Source organism: Bacteroides luhongzhouii (genome assembly GCF_009193295.2).
Lineage (GTDB): Bacteria > Bacteroidota > Bacteroidia > Bacteroidales > Bacteroidaceae > Bacteroides > Bacteroides luhongzhouii.
On record NZ_CP059973.1, the window covers coordinates 715,467 to 731,206 of the forward strand.

At 39.7% G+C, this 15,740-nt stretch carries 18 protein-coding genes and 1 tRNA gene; 3 read left to right on the plus strand and 16 right to left on the minus strand.

The window, feature by feature from the left end; genetic code table 11:
- Positions 1–127: 127 nt before the first annotated feature.
- Both GD631_RS02820 and GD631_RS02825 read left to right on the plus strand, forming a co-directional pair.
- Positions 128–343 carry a helix-turn-helix domain-containing protein gene (locus GD631_RS02820; protein WP_117809656.1) on the plus strand — a complete coding sequence of 72 codons (216 nt, stop codon included), beginning with the start codon at positions 128–130 and terminating at the stop codon, positions 341–343.
- A 1-nt stretch (position 344) separates the two neighbouring features.
- Positions 345–881: a hypothetical protein gene (locus GD631_RS02825; RefSeq protein WP_143259204.1), complete on the plus strand. Its 537-nt coding sequence runs from the start codon at positions 345–347 to the stop codon at positions 879–881.
- Here GD631_RS02825 and GD631_RS02830 read toward each other — a convergent pair.
- From GD631_RS02830 to GD631_RS02900, 15 genes are all read right to left on the minus strand, one after another.
- Positions 878–1,759 (minus strand): DNA-methyltransferase, encoded by an 882-nt coding sequence (locus GD631_RS02830; protein WP_117809654.1) that lies wholly within the window; start codon positions 1,757–1,759, stop codon positions 878–880. The genes GD631_RS02825 and GD631_RS02830 overlap by 4 nt on opposite strands.
- Positions 1,760–2,617 (minus strand): type II restriction endonuclease, encoded by an 858-nt coding sequence (locus GD631_RS02835; RefSeq protein ID WP_143259205.1) that lies wholly within the window; start codon positions 2,615–2,617, stop codon positions 1,760–1,762.
- Position 2,618: 1 nt separating this feature from the next.
- The gene (locus GD631_RS02840; RefSeq protein ID WP_143259206.1) at positions 2,619–3,530 is read right to left on the minus strand and encodes a DNA adenine methylase; all 912 of its coding nucleotides are present in this window, start codon (positions 3,528–3,530) and stop codon (positions 2,619–2,621) included.
- Positions 3,531–3,651: 121 nt separating this feature from the next.
- The gene (gene mobV / locus GD631_RS02845; protein ID WP_143259207.1) at positions 3,652–5,199 is read right to left on the minus strand and encodes a MobV family relaxase; all 1,548 of its coding nucleotides are present in this window, start codon (positions 5,197–5,199) and stop codon (positions 3,652–3,654) included.
- Positions 5,200–5,349: 150 nt separating this feature from the next.
- Entirely contained in the window at positions 5,350–6,378 is a 1,029-nt protein-coding gene (locus GD631_RS02850) for a DUF6371 domain-containing protein (RefSeq protein ID WP_143259208.1), read from the minus strand.
- Positions 6,371–7,870, minus strand: coding sequence for a DUF3987 domain-containing protein (locus GD631_RS02855; protein ID WP_117809651.1), 1,500 nt, complete (start codon positions 7,868–7,870; stop codon positions 6,371–6,373). The genes GD631_RS02850 and GD631_RS02855 overlap by 8 nt, the downstream gene beginning before the upstream one ends.
- The gene (locus tag GD631_RS02860; protein WP_117809650.1) at positions 7,863–8,195 is read right to left on the minus strand and encodes a helix-turn-helix domain-containing protein; all 333 of its coding nucleotides are present in this window, start codon (positions 8,193–8,195) and stop codon (positions 7,863–7,865) included. The genes GD631_RS02855 and GD631_RS02860 overlap by 8 nt, the downstream gene beginning before the upstream one ends.
- Positions 8,196–8,438: 243 nt before the next feature.
- The gene (locus GD631_RS02865; RefSeq protein ID WP_143259209.1) at positions 8,439–9,116 is read right to left on the minus strand and encodes a hypothetical protein; all 678 of its coding nucleotides are present in this window, start codon (positions 9,114–9,116) and stop codon (positions 8,439–8,441) included.
- A gap of 23 nt (positions 9,117–9,139) precedes the next feature.
- Complete coding sequence (locus GD631_RS02870) at positions 9,140–10,495, minus strand: tyrosine-type recombinase/integrase (protein ID WP_143259210.1); 1,356 nt, start codon at positions 10,493–10,495, stop codon at positions 9,140–9,142.
- Positions 10,496–10,694: 199 nt separating this feature from the next.
- A complete protein-coding gene (locus GD631_RS02875; protein WP_002558131.1) occupies positions 10,695–10,916 on the minus strand; it encodes a DUF2795 domain-containing protein in 222 nt (73 codons plus the stop codon).
- Between the two features lie 73 nt (positions 10,917–10,989).
- Entirely contained in the window at positions 10,990–11,553 is a 564-nt protein-coding gene (locus GD631_RS02880) for a cob(I)yrinic acid a,c-diamide adenosyltransferase (protein ID WP_143259211.1), read from the minus strand.
- Positions 11,554–11,598: 45 nt separating this feature from the next.
- A complete protein-coding gene (locus GD631_RS02885; RefSeq protein ID WP_185911628.1) occupies positions 11,599–12,222 on the minus strand; it encodes a hypothetical protein in 624 nt (207 codons plus the stop codon).
- Positions 12,223–12,326: 104 nt separating this feature from the next.
- Entirely contained in the window at positions 12,327–13,010 is a 684-nt protein-coding gene (locus GD631_RS02890; protein ID WP_008023080.1) for an energy transducer TonB, read from the minus strand.
- 346 nt (positions 13,011–13,356) lie between these two features.
- Positions 13,357–13,677, minus strand: coding sequence for a hypothetical protein (locus GD631_RS02895; protein ID WP_185911559.1), 321 nt, complete (start codon positions 13,675–13,677; stop codon positions 13,357–13,359).
- Positions 13,678–14,116: 439 nt separating this feature from the next.
- Positions 14,117–14,461 (minus strand): DUF4890 domain-containing protein, encoded by a 345-nt coding sequence (locus GD631_RS02900; protein ID WP_143259214.1) that lies wholly within the window; start codon positions 14,459–14,461, stop codon positions 14,117–14,119.
- Between the two features lie 621 nt (positions 14,462–15,082).
- Between GD631_RS02900 and GD631_RS02905 the strand changes: the two genes are divergently transcribed.
- The gene (locus GD631_RS02905; RefSeq protein WP_143259215.1) at positions 15,083–15,274 is read left to right on the plus strand and encodes a hypothetical protein; all 192 of its coding nucleotides are present in this window, start codon (positions 15,083–15,085) and stop codon (positions 15,272–15,274) included.
- A 363-nt stretch (positions 15,275–15,637) separates the two neighbouring features.
- Here the strand turns inward: GD631_RS02905 and GD631_RS02910 are convergent.
- Positions 15,638–15,721: transfer RNA gene (locus tag GD631_RS02910), tRNA-Leu, on the minus strand.
- Positions 15,722–15,740: the final 19 nt, after the last annotated feature.

Genomic DNA, 15,740 nt, shown 5'->3' on the forward strand with positions numbered 1-15,740 from the left:
ACAAAGGTTTGTAACATCATATAATGTAGATTTTATTAATATGCTAATTATAGTATGTTGATAACTTTGGTTAGCACTAGTACTTTTGTATTAAGTTAATAGAGTACAAAACAATAGTAATTTATCAATGAATAAAGAACCGATTCTGCTCCTATTTGGCAAGAACGTACAGAAATATCGAATAAGCCAAGGCTTATCTCAAGAAAAACTTGCAGAACTTGCTGGAGTGCACCGAACATATATTGGTATGATAGAACGTGCTGAAAAGAATATCACTCTTTGCAACATAGAAAAAATTGCGAAAGCACTGAATATTCAGATACAAGAACTTTTACAACAATAATATGGCTACAAATATCACGCTTAATATTACAGCAACCAATAAAACTTCCTACCGAAAACAACTCATTGAAGAGTTTTTAAATGAGCAACCTGGTACAATAAACTCAGTTACAGAATATTATTACTTTGTGGAAACATTGCAAAATAATAATCGCATTTATCTTAAGCGCCCTACAGCCCTAAACAAAGGTGTTGATTTTGAAGTTAGGATTGAGAATACACAATTTAGATATGGAAAACATGGCAATATCATTTCAACTGGAAATCGTCCAAGCCATGATGATATAGCAAATGATTTAATCAATAAAAAAGCAGAAAATCCTACTGAATTTTCTCATTTAAGAGAATTGTTGAATAAGACTTATACTTGTGACCAAATCAAAGATTCCGAATATTTCCAATTTTCATTTACATCTGGACACTCCATAGAAATTATCTTCAAGTCATTAAAATGGCTTTTCATAGAACAGGATATAACATATTGGAATCGAAGCGGAAGAGCTATGCTATATAATGGGCTAAGTAAGATTTGGGATTAAAACGGTAAGTCCTGCCCATATTCTACAAAAGGTTCATTAAGAACTTGAATTCCGTTATCTTCAAACAGTTGTGCTTGCTTTTGAAGTTTATCCAAATATAATGTTCGTTTTGACACATCGTTAATCTCCTCACGACGAGTCTTGCTCAGTTCTAAGAACTCCTCATTTTGGTCTATGCCAAGGAATCGGCGTCCCAATAGATTTGCAGCAATACCAGTCGTACTACTACCTGTGAATGGATCCAAAATCCATGCGCCAGAAAGAGTCGATGCCTGAATGATACGAGAAAGAACACACAATGGTTTTTGTGTAGGATGTTTCCCACACGACTTTTCCCATGATGCGATTGCTGGCAACCTCCACACATCACGCATTTGAGTGCCGCCATTAATCTTTTTCATTAACTCATAATTGAAAAAATGGGGAACTTTAGGCTCTTTACGAGCCCAAAGAATATACTCAGCTGAATAGGTGAAATATTTACAAGATAAATTTGGAGGAGGATTTGTTTTCTCCCATGTAATACAGTTCAATATCTTGAAACCTAATTCTGTCAAACATCGAGCTACCGAAAAAATATTATGATAAGTACCACTTATCCAAATTGTTCCATTACTTTTTAACTTATTCCGACAAACGGTAATCCATGATTTATCAAACAGATAATCTTCCTCATATCCTTTAGACCTATCCCAATCGCCTTTATTAACAGAGACCATTTTACCGCTTTGAACACTTATGCCTCCATTGGAAAGATGATATGGTGGGTCAGCAAAAATCATATCAAACTTGAAATCAAACGAATTCAGCAGTTTGATACAATTTCCTTTCAAAAGAGTAAAATCCCTGTTTACTGACTTATAATAGGCTGTCGGCATTTAGATAAGTACTTTTGAAATTATTCCATTCTCAAGATCCGCAATATTGTACAAATATTCCAGAACATCAAAGGTTTCTTTCAAATTATTCTTTGCACTGCGCCAGCCACAACCATCGGTGAACCAAACAAATTTGAAATATCCCAATTCTTTGGTTTCCATGGTGATAGTTTTGTAACTACGTGCCGTTTCATTTAACTTGGAACCACTGCTTGTATAAAAGTTTGTTTCTATGCCATAAACAGTATTCTCTCCTTTTACAACAAAATCAAATCTCTTTTCCGCACCACCATTATTGGAAATAGAAGACAAGTCAATTCCCCATTTAGCCTCAATCTCATGGATATACATTTCCTTGAAATATGTTTCTCCTTTCACAAGTCCTGCTTTACAAAGAAAACTCTCTACAAGATTTTCCATTAAATGACCACCACGATTCTTACGTCCGTTCGAGTCAAGACCTGTTTCTATACCTGTCACGTAATCCACAAGATTGTTGACAATATGATTCTCCATCAAATCAAAAAGACCAGTCTTCCGCATGAATTTCACGTAATCTTCATTTGTGCAATTTGGCTTGTCAAAATGAAAGTCAATCTGTCCTTCTTCATCCATAGCCATAATATCAAGCTCACGCTTAGCTAAAAGGATAGGGATACATTTTAGTGTTTCCGGATATTGTACCAAAATATTCCTGAATTCATCCTCGATATTCTTGGAGCCAATGAGCGCATTTAAGATATTGAGTGGAATTTTAATAGCCTCCACATTATTAAATACCTTATCAAAATCAACATAATATTTATAATCGGCAATAGATGGTCTGAAACCAGCAAGCCAAGCATCAAAGTCCCTCATATCAGTAAGCATTAGCAACATTTGAAATCATTATTTCAGAAATAGTACCACGTCCATTTCCCTTTGAATTTATCATCCTTGCAGCAGATACACGTTTAATAGAGAACATCTTATAAAGATGATCAAAAAAATCGTCTTCATTATCCACGTTTAACGGGTCTGAATTACTTGCCACGAATAAAGATTTTTGCTTCGCAATTATATCACAAAAATCGCGCAACCGTATCTGTTCGGCATCATCAAAACCTTCTTTTGCGTAAGATGTAAATGCAGAAGTATCTGTCAGAGGACGATACGGAGGGTCAAAATAAAACAAAACATTATCATGGGCATATTTACCAGTTTGTGCAAAATCACCACAAAGAATTTCAACTCGCTGAAGGACGGCAGAATCTGCCCTTAATGTCTCCTCATCACAAATTTTAGGATTTGCATATCTTCCATGTGGAACATTGAACTTACCTTTAGAGTTTACACGATACAATCCATTGAAACAAGTACGATTCAAAAAAATAAATAGTGCAGCGATTTCAACCTCTGAGGTGTCTCTTTCGTTAAAACGCTCACGTTGAGCAAGAAAATACTTTTTTCTATCAACTTCATTAAGTGGAAGATATTCATTTTGAAGTCGGCTCAATTTGAGAATTAAATTTTCGACATCATATTTTATTACTCGATATGTACAGATCAACTCTGCATTGATATCATTTATAACAGCTCTTGTTATGTTTGGGTATTCTTGTAAAATCCAAAACAATACTGCTCCTCCCCCAACAAATGGTTCGACATACGTCATCTCATCCCTACGTGATAAATCACGAGGTAGAGTTTTTTTTATATCATCAAGAAGTTGAGTTTTCCCTCCAACCCACTTGATAAATGGCCTTGCCGGATATGTGTCTAATCTTTTCATTTAATTCCAAGTATTACTGCTAAGGAAATTCTCGCAGTATTGTGCAAATATAGTGATAACGCTTCACTTCCCCAACAAAATGAGGAAAGAAAACAAGATACTCTTAAGCATTTACATCCGATTATCTCCTATAAGTTTTCCTAGTGCAAGTATTTACGATCTTAAAAGCATGTAACAGGCATCTTCTCCGACACGCTTCTTCCTCCTCGTCAGGTCTTCGTCCGTCCCAACGAAGATTAGAGTCAGGATTTTCACCTCCGCCACCGGAGGCAATCGGTACAGGCTGGCCACCGATGAGTGCATCGGCAACGGCAAAAATCATATTGCGGATTGACGGTACTGCCAGTTGGCTGAGCAAAGTATCCAGTTCGGATTCTAGTTCTTGGTTGATCTCTGAAAGGGATTGGTTCTCTCTTTTCAGCCGGTAGAACTCGCCGTAATCCGCCAGAACATTGCGCTGGGCTGCTTTGACCTGTTGTTCCGCATCATTCTTATATAAAGATTCTATCTTGCGGACAATCTCGGTGAACTGTTTGACGATGTGCCGGTTCTGCCGTTCGACCCACTTGTCCGTACCGAACAAGGGAACTTTTTCAGTAATTCTCGGTGGCGTGAAATCGACTTTATGGTTTCGGAATGGCTGGACAACCGAACGCGCCTTTATCGCATCATTGGTAAGCCGTTCCAGTTCCTGCTCCTTTTCGTTGAGCTTGTCGGCTTTGTCTTCGAGTTTGGCCTGATACTCGGCAATGAGTTTCCCTATATTAGCTTTCTGCGCTTCATACCTGTCGAGGGTTATCCTGCCGGAAGCCAGTTCCTTTTCCGCATCTTCAAGCTGGCGGCTGTAACTGAAAATCTTTGATTCCAAATGAAGCATCATGGTCTGAAGCCCCTTGACCGCTTTCTCTGCCTGTTTCGCCTCTTTGGTCAGTTTGCGGATATACTCGCGCTTGTGGAGGTGCTGCACATTGTGCCCGCCAATACTGTCGCCACGTTCAAGACCGTATTTACTGCCGACATCTTCATATAAGGAGGTGTGCATCTCTTTCAATATACGTCCGTATTCAAATCGGTCTTTCCCGAACTTCGCCGACCACATGACACATTCGCGTTCGCTTTTGGCTCGTTGTCCGACAGGAACGATCAAGGCATGGATATGGGGGCTGCTCTCATCAAGATGAACCTGGAAACCGATTATGTTTTCCTGTCCGTATCGTTTGGCGCACCAATCATAGATATCTTTTGCCCATTGTTCAATTTCCGGACATCGCTGGAGATGGCTGTTGTCTGCACCCTTGTCCAGATTTACGGTTGGGGTTCCAAATGCCATCTCAAGTGTACGGTCATGATTGCCTCCGAAGATAAACTTCGCACAACAGTTTGGTTGAATTTTGCTGTCCGGCTTAAAAGGTTTCCAGCCCAGCTCAGTCAACCGCTCCTGCAAACGGACTTCAAGCGATTTCTCTTGATAGCCCAACGGATGAACTTTCCCATCGGGCCCAATCTCGAAATTCAGTTTCATTCGGGTCTTGTCATAGTGATTGGTCGGATCCTGATTCTTTCTGTCAATCTTGTCGTCATTCCAATGCCTTTCGTTTTCATTCGCCTCTGTTGTGCCGAATGACTTCCCGGCTTCAACATGCATGGCCTGTTTAATATCTGTATTCATATATGGTATTCTTTTGATAAATGATTAATATTTGAGCTTGCTCTTGTGCCAGTCCGCTCTGCTGAACAATGACCGGATTTTATTGCCGCCAGGCAAAAAGTCCTTATTGTGTTAAGGACTTTCTATAAATCCACGGAACAAGTTCCTTTACTATTCAATAAGTTCCAGATCTAGTTCATCAATGAGCAACTGCAATGCTGGATTACGTTGTATCATCTGGTGGAGTATCTGCCTCTTTGATGGTGAATACAGAAAGAAGTCTGCAATGTCCAATCCTTGGCTGCGTTGCTCTTCATCGGATGTACATTCCAAGACATTGGACACAACAACCCGTTTGCATATTCCAGACAACAAAGCAGACTTTTCTTTCCATTGTTCGGTTGCTCCTAAATCAGGGATGAGAGTAACCTCTCTGCCTTTGAGAACCTGCATAGCTTCACTATTGAAACAACCGTTCTTTCCACCTGTTGCCAGCCATATATAATCGGGGATAAAATGGCTCATTACAACAGCGGTCTTTTCACTTTCCACCAGCATTACTGGAGACGATGAGTTTATAAGAAGATGTTCTCCAAACAGGCACTGCTTCAAATGAAAATCCTGCAACTTCAACTCAGAATGTGCCCAGCTGACAAAAGCCTGAGGCTCTTTAACCCGATGGCCAGTTTCGGCGTTATAGCACATTACCTTGCCGGTTCTTACCTGTCCATTTATATCTATCTGCCAGAAAACTGCTGCGCCTCCCCATTTTGAAGATGTTCCTATGCGATACATTTCAAACAATCTGCTTGTCTCATTTTCACCAAATACATGACAGAAATACTGATATAAGGGGTTGATTGAATAATGAGACAGACTCCTTAACACATAAGATGATGGAATATACGAAGGAACAATACAAGACGGAGTTTTTTCTGCCGTCTTATAAGGGGCAGAAAGAAGAGACTTGCAGTTTCCCTCATCCATTTCCAACACATCAGGATTATCCTTGAAGTATTCCTTAGGTGTATAGTGGTAGCCACAACTGTTTTCATGATCACACTTGCCGACATTACCGGGAAAGCTAATGCTGCCTTGTTCATCAATATACCTGACAAAACACCAGCTTTTACCACAGTTCGGACAAGTAGTCTTGCTTCCAGGGCGGTATTTCTGTAAATGGAATCTGTATTCACTCATGGTCCTCTGATTTTAGTGTGGTTGCACTCTGCACTTTTGCACTTTGAGATGATTGCACGGTATCTTGACAAGATGAAAGTGCAATAGTGCAAGGTGCATCAGTATTTTCTGTCATAAGTTTGCGATAGACTCCATGCTGAAGCTTTTCTATAAGAGGGTGCTTAAGCCGGCATAATTGGTCAAGCGCATAATAGACGGTACGTCGGGACATATCAACTTTTCTACCGGCAATAACAGCATCCCCGGAAGTAAATCTCTCTCCTAGCAGGGAGAGCCAGGCTTCTTTCGTTTCGCCAATACTGTTTATGACAATGGTTTCCTGAATCCTCCTGTATGTTTCCTCATAATAATCAATCATACGGATTGCCGATTCTACAGAGTCGCGCTCAATATATTGCATATCTCCACTATCAGTAGCCCATTTCATTACCTGAAACAACAGGGCAAGACGTGCTACATGGCCGTTGAGTTTCATCTTGCGGCTTTCAACATCCGCATCATCCTCAATGGCATTTACAGCATCGATAATTCCATTGTACCATTCATAAAAGTATTCTTCCGCAGCGTCAGACATTGTAAGAATACGGGGATTGACCGTTGTACCCTTGTCATCAAGGATACAGGGGATGCTTAAGATTCTGTTGATTATTGTCCTCCATTGATTCATAATGTCAGGACGGGCTGTATTCCGTTCTTCCCGTCTCCATCCGGATATCTTCCTGTTTTTTGGATAGACAAATAGAAAACGGTCAAGCAATCCGTTGGCAAGGAACTCTGCACGGAAGACTTCCTGCAGCATATTCGTCTGTACTGAACCGATGACATTTATACATGGATTCTTGATTAGAACAGGACGTGATTCTGATTTGCGGATAATCTTTAACGGCTGTCCGCTATAAGCTGTCAGCAGATCTTCAATGAGGTTGTTCTTGCTGTTGTACCTTTTGACGGAATTGAACAAAGCCAGGATTTCATCGACGACCAATGTTATCCCACGCTGATTATGCTGATGAATATTCATCATCGCCTCCGGGGTAGAGTCATAAATAACCGTAGTTACAAAATTCGGTTTCTTGAGCAGTTGTTCTTCCCCGTCACTTCCGTGCTTGCCTGCTGACATGGCTCTTTCATATTCGTCATATTCCTCGTTATATTTCTCATGCAACCGGTCATCATACTCATTAATCGGCTTATAGATAAAACCGAGGGGAGGAGTCTTTCCAAGCCCGGGACGTCCGACCAGCATCATATAAAGGGATGGGCAAGTTTTCCACTCGCCCTTTATACGGATATGACAAGAGTTGCCTATTGCAGTAGCAACGGCAGAAAGAACAATAGACGCAGTATATTCCACATTGAAATTTTCGTACCTGGCAAGATTTAGAATAATCTCCTGTATCTTGTCCGGGAAGGCATCCAACGGAAGACCTGTTTCCGGAATGCCTTCCACTTCCGAACGAAGCATGTTGGTCAAATGAATGGTATCAAACATAGCCACCTCTTTCCTGTTTTGGAAGTTCATCGCCAATAGCGAAAGCTTCATAATGGAAACGACGCAGAAAGCGGTCCACGTCTTCCTGCGTGTACCAGTATTTATCACCTTCATGCGAGTAGCCGAGATAGCCGTTGTCTCGCAACTTTTTCAGATACTTTTCTTTGATGTGCAATTTCTCCATCAAAGACTTATTGTCATATAGACGGTGTCCGCCTTCATGAGCCGGAGGCGGCAGTTTCTCCTGTCTCTCAACTATGCTGAGGATCTTTTCAAGCAGTTCCCGGTCGCATAGTTTCTTTTCTCCATTTAATTTTTGAGCCATAGTTTATCATATTATGGCTTAACCTTCCTTATGCACACTCGGACTGTAAGCCGGGTTTACGTGCTATGATACGACTGTGCACATCGTACCAGAAGCACGGTGCAAAGGTTCAAACTCCTTAGGAATTTTGGTATTAGAATGAATTAGATACTATGTTAGAGGTCGTGTTAGAGTTGTATATAACACGGAGGTGATGAATTTATAACCTGCTGCTTATCAAACAAAAAAAGAGTAGCATATTGGCTACTCAAATAATTTGTCAATTTTCTCGGAGCCTGTAGGCGCAGCTTTGTTTTTTCTTGAATGCCTTGATTGAGTCAGATCTTTCATGTTAAATAACTTATCTAATTCAGTGCCTGGAAATAGTTCCACTCTGCCTGGCATCCAGAACAGCTTATCATCATACTTGGTTTTTTCAGGATAATCTTCGCAATAGATACGTCCACACATATACGCAAAAAGAACTTTGTTCAAAGTCCACTCATAATGGTCACCATCGGCAACGATATATCCCTCCTCAATCGCTTTGGCAAAGATTCTTCTTGCTACTTCAGTATCAAGCCGAGACGGTAATGTCACTTTATGGTGGTCTGGAACCATATCTTCTTGCACAGATTCAGTTTCAGCGATTTTCTTTCCCTTAATTCGCTTCTTTTGATATAAGTCCTCTGCTGCATATATCAACGTTATTGCACATCCGATAGCGGTACTGATTCCCACAATGACAGCCGTACCGGTTTCTGTTCCCCAAGATGGACGAAGCACCCCTAAGCCAAGAAGGATGAGGATACCGATAATGGTAGTGAGTCCCACACCCCAGAACACCTTACGGCTGTTTAACTTGTATATATAGGTTACAGCCAGTACAATAAGGAATCCTGCTATCAGGATACATGCAACTCGAAATGGCAATGATATCATGTTTCTTTATCTTTTCACAGTGATTATATAGTCAAGTTAATTAATTCTCCGCTTAGTTTTGCTACCTCCGCCGACAGCGTTTCCGGCAGGAAACGGGCATAAACCTTCTCTGTAATATCCGTGCTGCTATGTCCGAGCAGACGGCTGACTACCGACATGGAAAGCCCCTTGTTCAGCGCAAAGACAGCAAACGAATGCCGGACAGCGTGCATCGAGAGACTGAACGGAAGGCCGATCTGTTCACCGACAACGGCCAGCGACTGATTGATACATTTCGTGGCATTGTTGCGGGCTTTGTACAGTGCTTCCGCATCATCCAGATCCAAAGTCTCTTTTACAAGATTGAACACATATCGGCATCCCTCACGTTTTTCTCGCCATTGCTGTAATATATGTAATGCCGGTTCAGTAAGCGGTATGACATGCCGTTTGTTTGTCTTTATCATAATCTTCCGCAACTCTTTCCTCGCGAAGTCAATATGTTTCCATTGCAGGGTCATCACATCCACCACACGGAGTCCGCAGGCGTGGAACGCAAAGAAGAACATCTCCAAAAATTCTTTTCTGCGTGGTTCAGTGCAGGTCTTGTAATAATCAAGCAATGCCGCCATCTGTGCCTTACTAAGACTTTTACCATCAAACTCTACCTCTTCTTCAGAAAGCGATACCTTTGTTACAATGCGCATATCCTGAATCCGTGCATTGACGGCAGGCTCCATCATCCCCATTTCACAGGCGTATGCACATGCTTTTAATATCGGAGTAAGAGAATGGTTGATAGTGGCATCACTGTTCTTCTTAATTTCCCTGCGCCACGATATATAACTATCTAACAGCTCCGGAGTCATATCGCCTACATAGATGCAGTCAAGACGATAGGTTCCCTGTTTGGTCGCTCTTAGAAAAGTCTGGAATATATTCATGCAACTCTTGCCGTTCTCGTATCGGCTTCTCCCGATTCTATTCCTTGAATAATCGGAAGCGAGGCGTTCCAATGTGAACTCCACAAAATCTTTTCCCTGGTCTCGTCGGGCAAGAGGCTTGTCAGCAAGAAAACCGGATACAATATCCACCGTTATCTGATTCGGATGCTTTTCGTTGTACTCCGCAAGCAGACTGTCAATCCGTTCAACACGAGCCAATAGAAGTTGATTCAACCGTTTGGCCTCATTGCCATAACTTGCACGAATCTCACCCCGTCCCTGATTTCCGTTCTGATTCCAATCTGCAACTTTAACAAAGATATTTGTAGTCTTACGAATTATTTGCCTGTTCCAAGTATATTCCAACTCAACAGGATAGGCTTTATCTTTATCAACCTCCTTTGGTGTACGAAGTCGATATTTGCCCAACGGATATAATCTTTTCGGTCTTCCCATAGTTTTCCTCCTTTTAGTGATATTCCTGAGGAGAAACAAAGATATGGAATTTTAGACAAACAAACTCCGATTTTGGAAGAAAAAGCCGCAATTTAGACAAACAAACCACACCATTTGAGGCAATAAAACACCAACGCGACAAACAAATTATTTTTGCTTATCGCGTTGATATTTAATTATTTAACCTATTTCAAATCTCTTAATACTCCTCCTCATTAAAGAAGAAATCCTCCTTACTAGGATAATCCGGCCAAATATCTTCGATACTCTCATAGATTTCGCCCTCATCTTCCATCTCTTGGAGGTTCTCAATAACTTCAAGAGGAGCACCCGAACGCATGGCATAATCAATCAATTCATCCTTGGTTGCCGGCCAGGGAGCATCTTCAAGTTTTGATGCTAGTTCCAATGTCCAATACATAATCTTGAGTATTTTAAATGAATACTAAATTTGTCTCGTTTTCTATTTTTCGGCAAAAGTATAATAAAATCTATCATTTCCAACTATTATCCCAAAATATTTCATTATTTTGTTCATCAAAATTAATTTTTCGGGATAATACAAACAAATAATCTGATAATCTGTTGACAAATGCTAATACTTCGGGAGATATTGTACAAGTTTCGGACAAAGCCAAAATGCGTCTTTCAGCTCTCCGGCAAATAGTACGACAAACATGGCAAACGGCTGCTCCACGACTTCCGCCGGGAATGATGAAAGCACAAAGTTCGGGCAATTGCTCGTCCAGCTTATCAATCTCCCTCTCGATACTTTCCACGTGTTCGGAGGTAATGATACTGGCCGGTTTCAATTGTGTTTTCTCCAGGTCAGTGGCCAGGTGTGAACCGATGGCGAATAACTTATGCTGAATACCCAAGATAAAATTTCGGTCGGACTCCTCTTGCAGATATGTGTGCAGCCATCCCAGGTGAGAATTTAATTCATCCACCGTTCCGTAAGCTTCCAGACGGATATGAGTCTTTGGAACACGACTTCCGCCGACAAGACTGGTAGTTCCTTTGTCTCCGGTCTTTGTATATACAAGGCTCTTTTTCATAATTTTCTTTTTTACTATTATTATAAGGTAAACGTACAAAGGTTCTTAGAAGTTGATGATATACTGCTGTTTTATCTTCGTTTTATCAAAAAATAGTAAACCGACGTCATACAGGTCGAAGGTTATGCCGACCCTTTCGTCAGCCAGCCACTTTTTCCAAAGCGCTTTCATCTCTTTGGAATAGCAGATTCCATGAATAACAAATACACTTTTAAGGGTAGTACGGCATACGCAAATCCGAAAGACCTCTTCCAGTAAGTCCGGATTACGGTAATCGTTCAGATACAGAAAATCGACTGAAGTATCCGCATCCAGAAACAGTTCCGACAAGTCGGAAGCAAAGAGATAGGAAGCTGATGGTTTAGCGGACTGCAGATACAGGGCTGTCGCGGTAGGACGCCCAACCTCAATAATCGTATCAGGCTGCACTCTATTTACCAACCGGAACAAAAAACGGTTTACCTTTTGAGAACCTTTGGTCCACCCACGCTCTCTTATCATCTTTTTTTGTTCCTCTTTCAAGGAAGAATAAGCATAATATGGCATCTTTTCATAAATCACATCGGTAATCAGACTGAAAGCAAATGGGGAATGGACACCATATCCGCAACGATGACGGAAGCGGGAAAGCCAGATAAAAGGTCTTTTTATACAGAGTAGAAGATTCATAAAATAATCGTTCATTTTTTATTCTCTTCGCAAAGATATATTTTTTTATTGAAAAAGGGTTGGTTCTTTGCAGGAACCAACCCTTATTCATTTATTCCAAGTTACTACTGCAGTCTGAATGACACAGGTACAGTATATTTCACTCGAACTTTCTTACCATTTTGCACTCCGGGAGTCCATTTCGGCATAGAACTTATCACGCGGATAGCTTCTTTATCCAAATAAGGATCAACCCCTCGTACCACTTCAGGATTAGAAATCGTTCCGTCTCTATCTACTACAAACTGAACAATGACTTTTCCTTGTGAGCCTGTTTCTTGCGAAATCGTCGGATATTTGATATTGCTACCTAAATATTTCATTAAAGCAGCTGTACCTCCAGGAAACTCCGGCATGACTTCAACACTTACGTGAATAATGTCTTCAACTACCGTTTCTGTTTCTACCACTGGTGGTATCCAAATAACGTCATGAACTGCATTCATATCCTCTGACACTGTAGAAACGTTATCCGTCACCTCCATATTGTTTTCCACTATTTCGAACAATTCTGTTACCTTAGTTTCGGGAGGAGGAGGCGGTTCCAGTTTCTCTTCAGGGAATGTGATCGGAACTAGCTCTGTTACAAAGATGGATTCATCATCTGGTGATAGTGCTGCAACCCTGACATCATGTTGTGTCCATTCGAACGAAACGAACATGAAGGCTAGCGCAACAACCAAACCCATCAACAACCAAGAACCCCGTTGATTCTCAATTGCAGCCTTTTTTGATTTCTTGGCTTCCATAAAAAATGTGTTTAAGTAATTAATAATAGAAAATATATAGTATATATACTACTTTTCGTTTTTCCTCTTAAGCATTACTTAAAGTGCTCTCTTGCTGCAATAAATATAATCTTTTTATGGATAGGTTGTTACGACGTCTCTTGTTTATTTTATTCTTTTCTCTTCTTTTGAATAAAATTTATGAATAATTCGTTCGGAATCTACATGGTTCGGACGGATTGCCTTACGATATTCTTTCATATCTTCAAATGTTGAACTTAGGAAAACATCTGGTAAAGGAACATAGATCAACTTATCTATTCTTCCTGTACGAAGCACAGCCGGATCAATTTTGTCAGAATTACATTTATGCACCTATAATAACAGGATTTTCTTTACTCACCACCGGTCTGAAGATTTTAGCTACATTCTCTGAAATATAAGTCCAGAAAATTTTTAATCCCTCTTTTATTCGGGAGATGATATGTAAACCGGAAAAATACTCTATAACCTTATCATAAGCATCACCCAATCCATTCAAGATAGACTCCTCAACATTGTCATAAAGCCAGTTCAGAGCTTTATACATTCCGTATCCACCAATCAACACACCAGCTATGAGGCCAAGCGTTGCCGAACCAATCAGACTACTTAATACAAGACTTACTGTTCCGATTCCCAATAACATAAGATGCAAATTGATCCAAATGAAAAGCCCGATAATAAGTGCTCCGCCAATGCATTTCAATAAGTCAAACGCAGTCTCCCATGAAATCAATCCGCTTTTAGCTTAAGCCACTACTTTACTACGTTCCATGCCTGCAGCTACACTCATCCCCAAAAGTTCTGCATCAATTTCTCCTGTATTTCATAGACATTTTCTATGAATCTTGTTTTAAGCAACTTCTATTTACAATTTCACATTATCCATTGCCTAATAAATTTTCGTTCCACTTAAGTTGAAAACAGACTCATTTAAATGAAACCTATATTCAACTTTAGTAGAACGAAAACGGTAATGTAGATTAAATGAACAATTTATGAAAGAACAGAAAATAAATATAGCTTCATCACAGATTATCTTTTATAGTTCTCTGCATGAAAGGTTTAGCTTAAACTAACAGTACTTATTTTGCTCTTTTCTTTTTATCAGCGTTATCCTTCTTACGCATATCCTGATACTTCTTATATTGCTCATCAGTCAGAATGCTTTTTATTTTAGCATTTACTTCCTTCTTTTTCTTCTGCATTTCTTCTTTCGAAGGTTTTTCATTCGATTTATTTTTTGCAGGTCTCATTTCTTCCATTGCTGCTTTAAAATCTTTAGCCTGCTTTTCATTCAATCCAAGATCGGTAACCATCTGCTCTATACGTTTCTCTCTATCAGCTTTTCCTTTCTGACGATTTTGAGCCATACATACAGTTGAGCCAATCAACAACGCAACTGCTAAACTTAAAATTTGCTTTCTCATAATTTTAATTCTCATATTAAGTTAGTTATGAATGTTAGACCTCACAAATAAGTGAAAGTTAATTCTAACTTGAAACGAAATATGACTTTTTCACATTATTAATAAATAATGTGAATCAGTAGTTGAATTCATCCTTTTCTCACGGTTTTGAACCAAATATAGGTTGTTCAGGATAGATTTCGGAAACGTGGTGGGAAATCAGAAAAAGACGGTTGTTTTTTTTAGATTCCCCGTTATCTTTCATAGAAAGATGTGGGCAAAGTGTGAGGGATGTATTAGAATTACTAATGACTCAGATTCAACTGCTGATTCGCATTAATAAGAAGTTATTCAAGAAAACAGCGATAGCATATAAGAATAATGACGGAATCATTATTATATATCATCACTATTTATGTCGGATAGTGTCACTATTTTATAGCAGATAATCAGAAGAAATTTCGTTATGATCTCCTTTCATCTATAATACTACCTAAACGAAAATCTTACAATTAACAGTTTTGAGGAATCTGTCACAGAATCAAAGGTTTAAAGATATAGAAAAAAGCGCGGCACATTTGATTACGGAGCACACTTTTTCTATCCTTGTAAGATATAATGCACAAAGAAAATGAAATTTATATGAATAAGAAGGCAATAATCGCAATGCTGCTCATCATAATAAGTATGGTAGCTCAAGCACAACAGATTAAAGTGGAATATGAAAACAAAGTAAATTCTCTTCCTGAACTAATGCAACAATATTTTCAAATGCAAGGTGTGCAGCATTTACATCTGACTATTAAAGGAGATTTCAATAGTAAACGTGCCTAAATAAAGAAAATATCATGTAACAACGGAGTTTCCACAGCATGTGAACTTCTCCCCAACTTCATCCATTTCATATTAGTTGACAGCATCGAGACACTTGACTTTATGGCAATACCATATGGAGCAGATAGTTTGCGCATTACCTGTTTCTATCCCACAAACAATAATACACCACTTTTCACAGATACAGTACGTATAGACAAAATGAAGATTCTAATGGAAACATTTACACCTGGCAATGGAGCTGACACTCCTATTATGGCTTATTTTTTACGTTGATCCATGAAAGTTTCAGTAATGTTTCAGCCCAAAACAAATAAAACCTTCATAAAAGCTTTTAATCAGCTATCTATGAAGGTTTCCTTGTACCCAGACCCGGGGTCGAACCGGGATGGAAGTGAATCCACTGGTGTTTGAGACCAGCGCGTCTACCGATTCCGCCATCTGGGCGCATACTTGATTTCTCAAT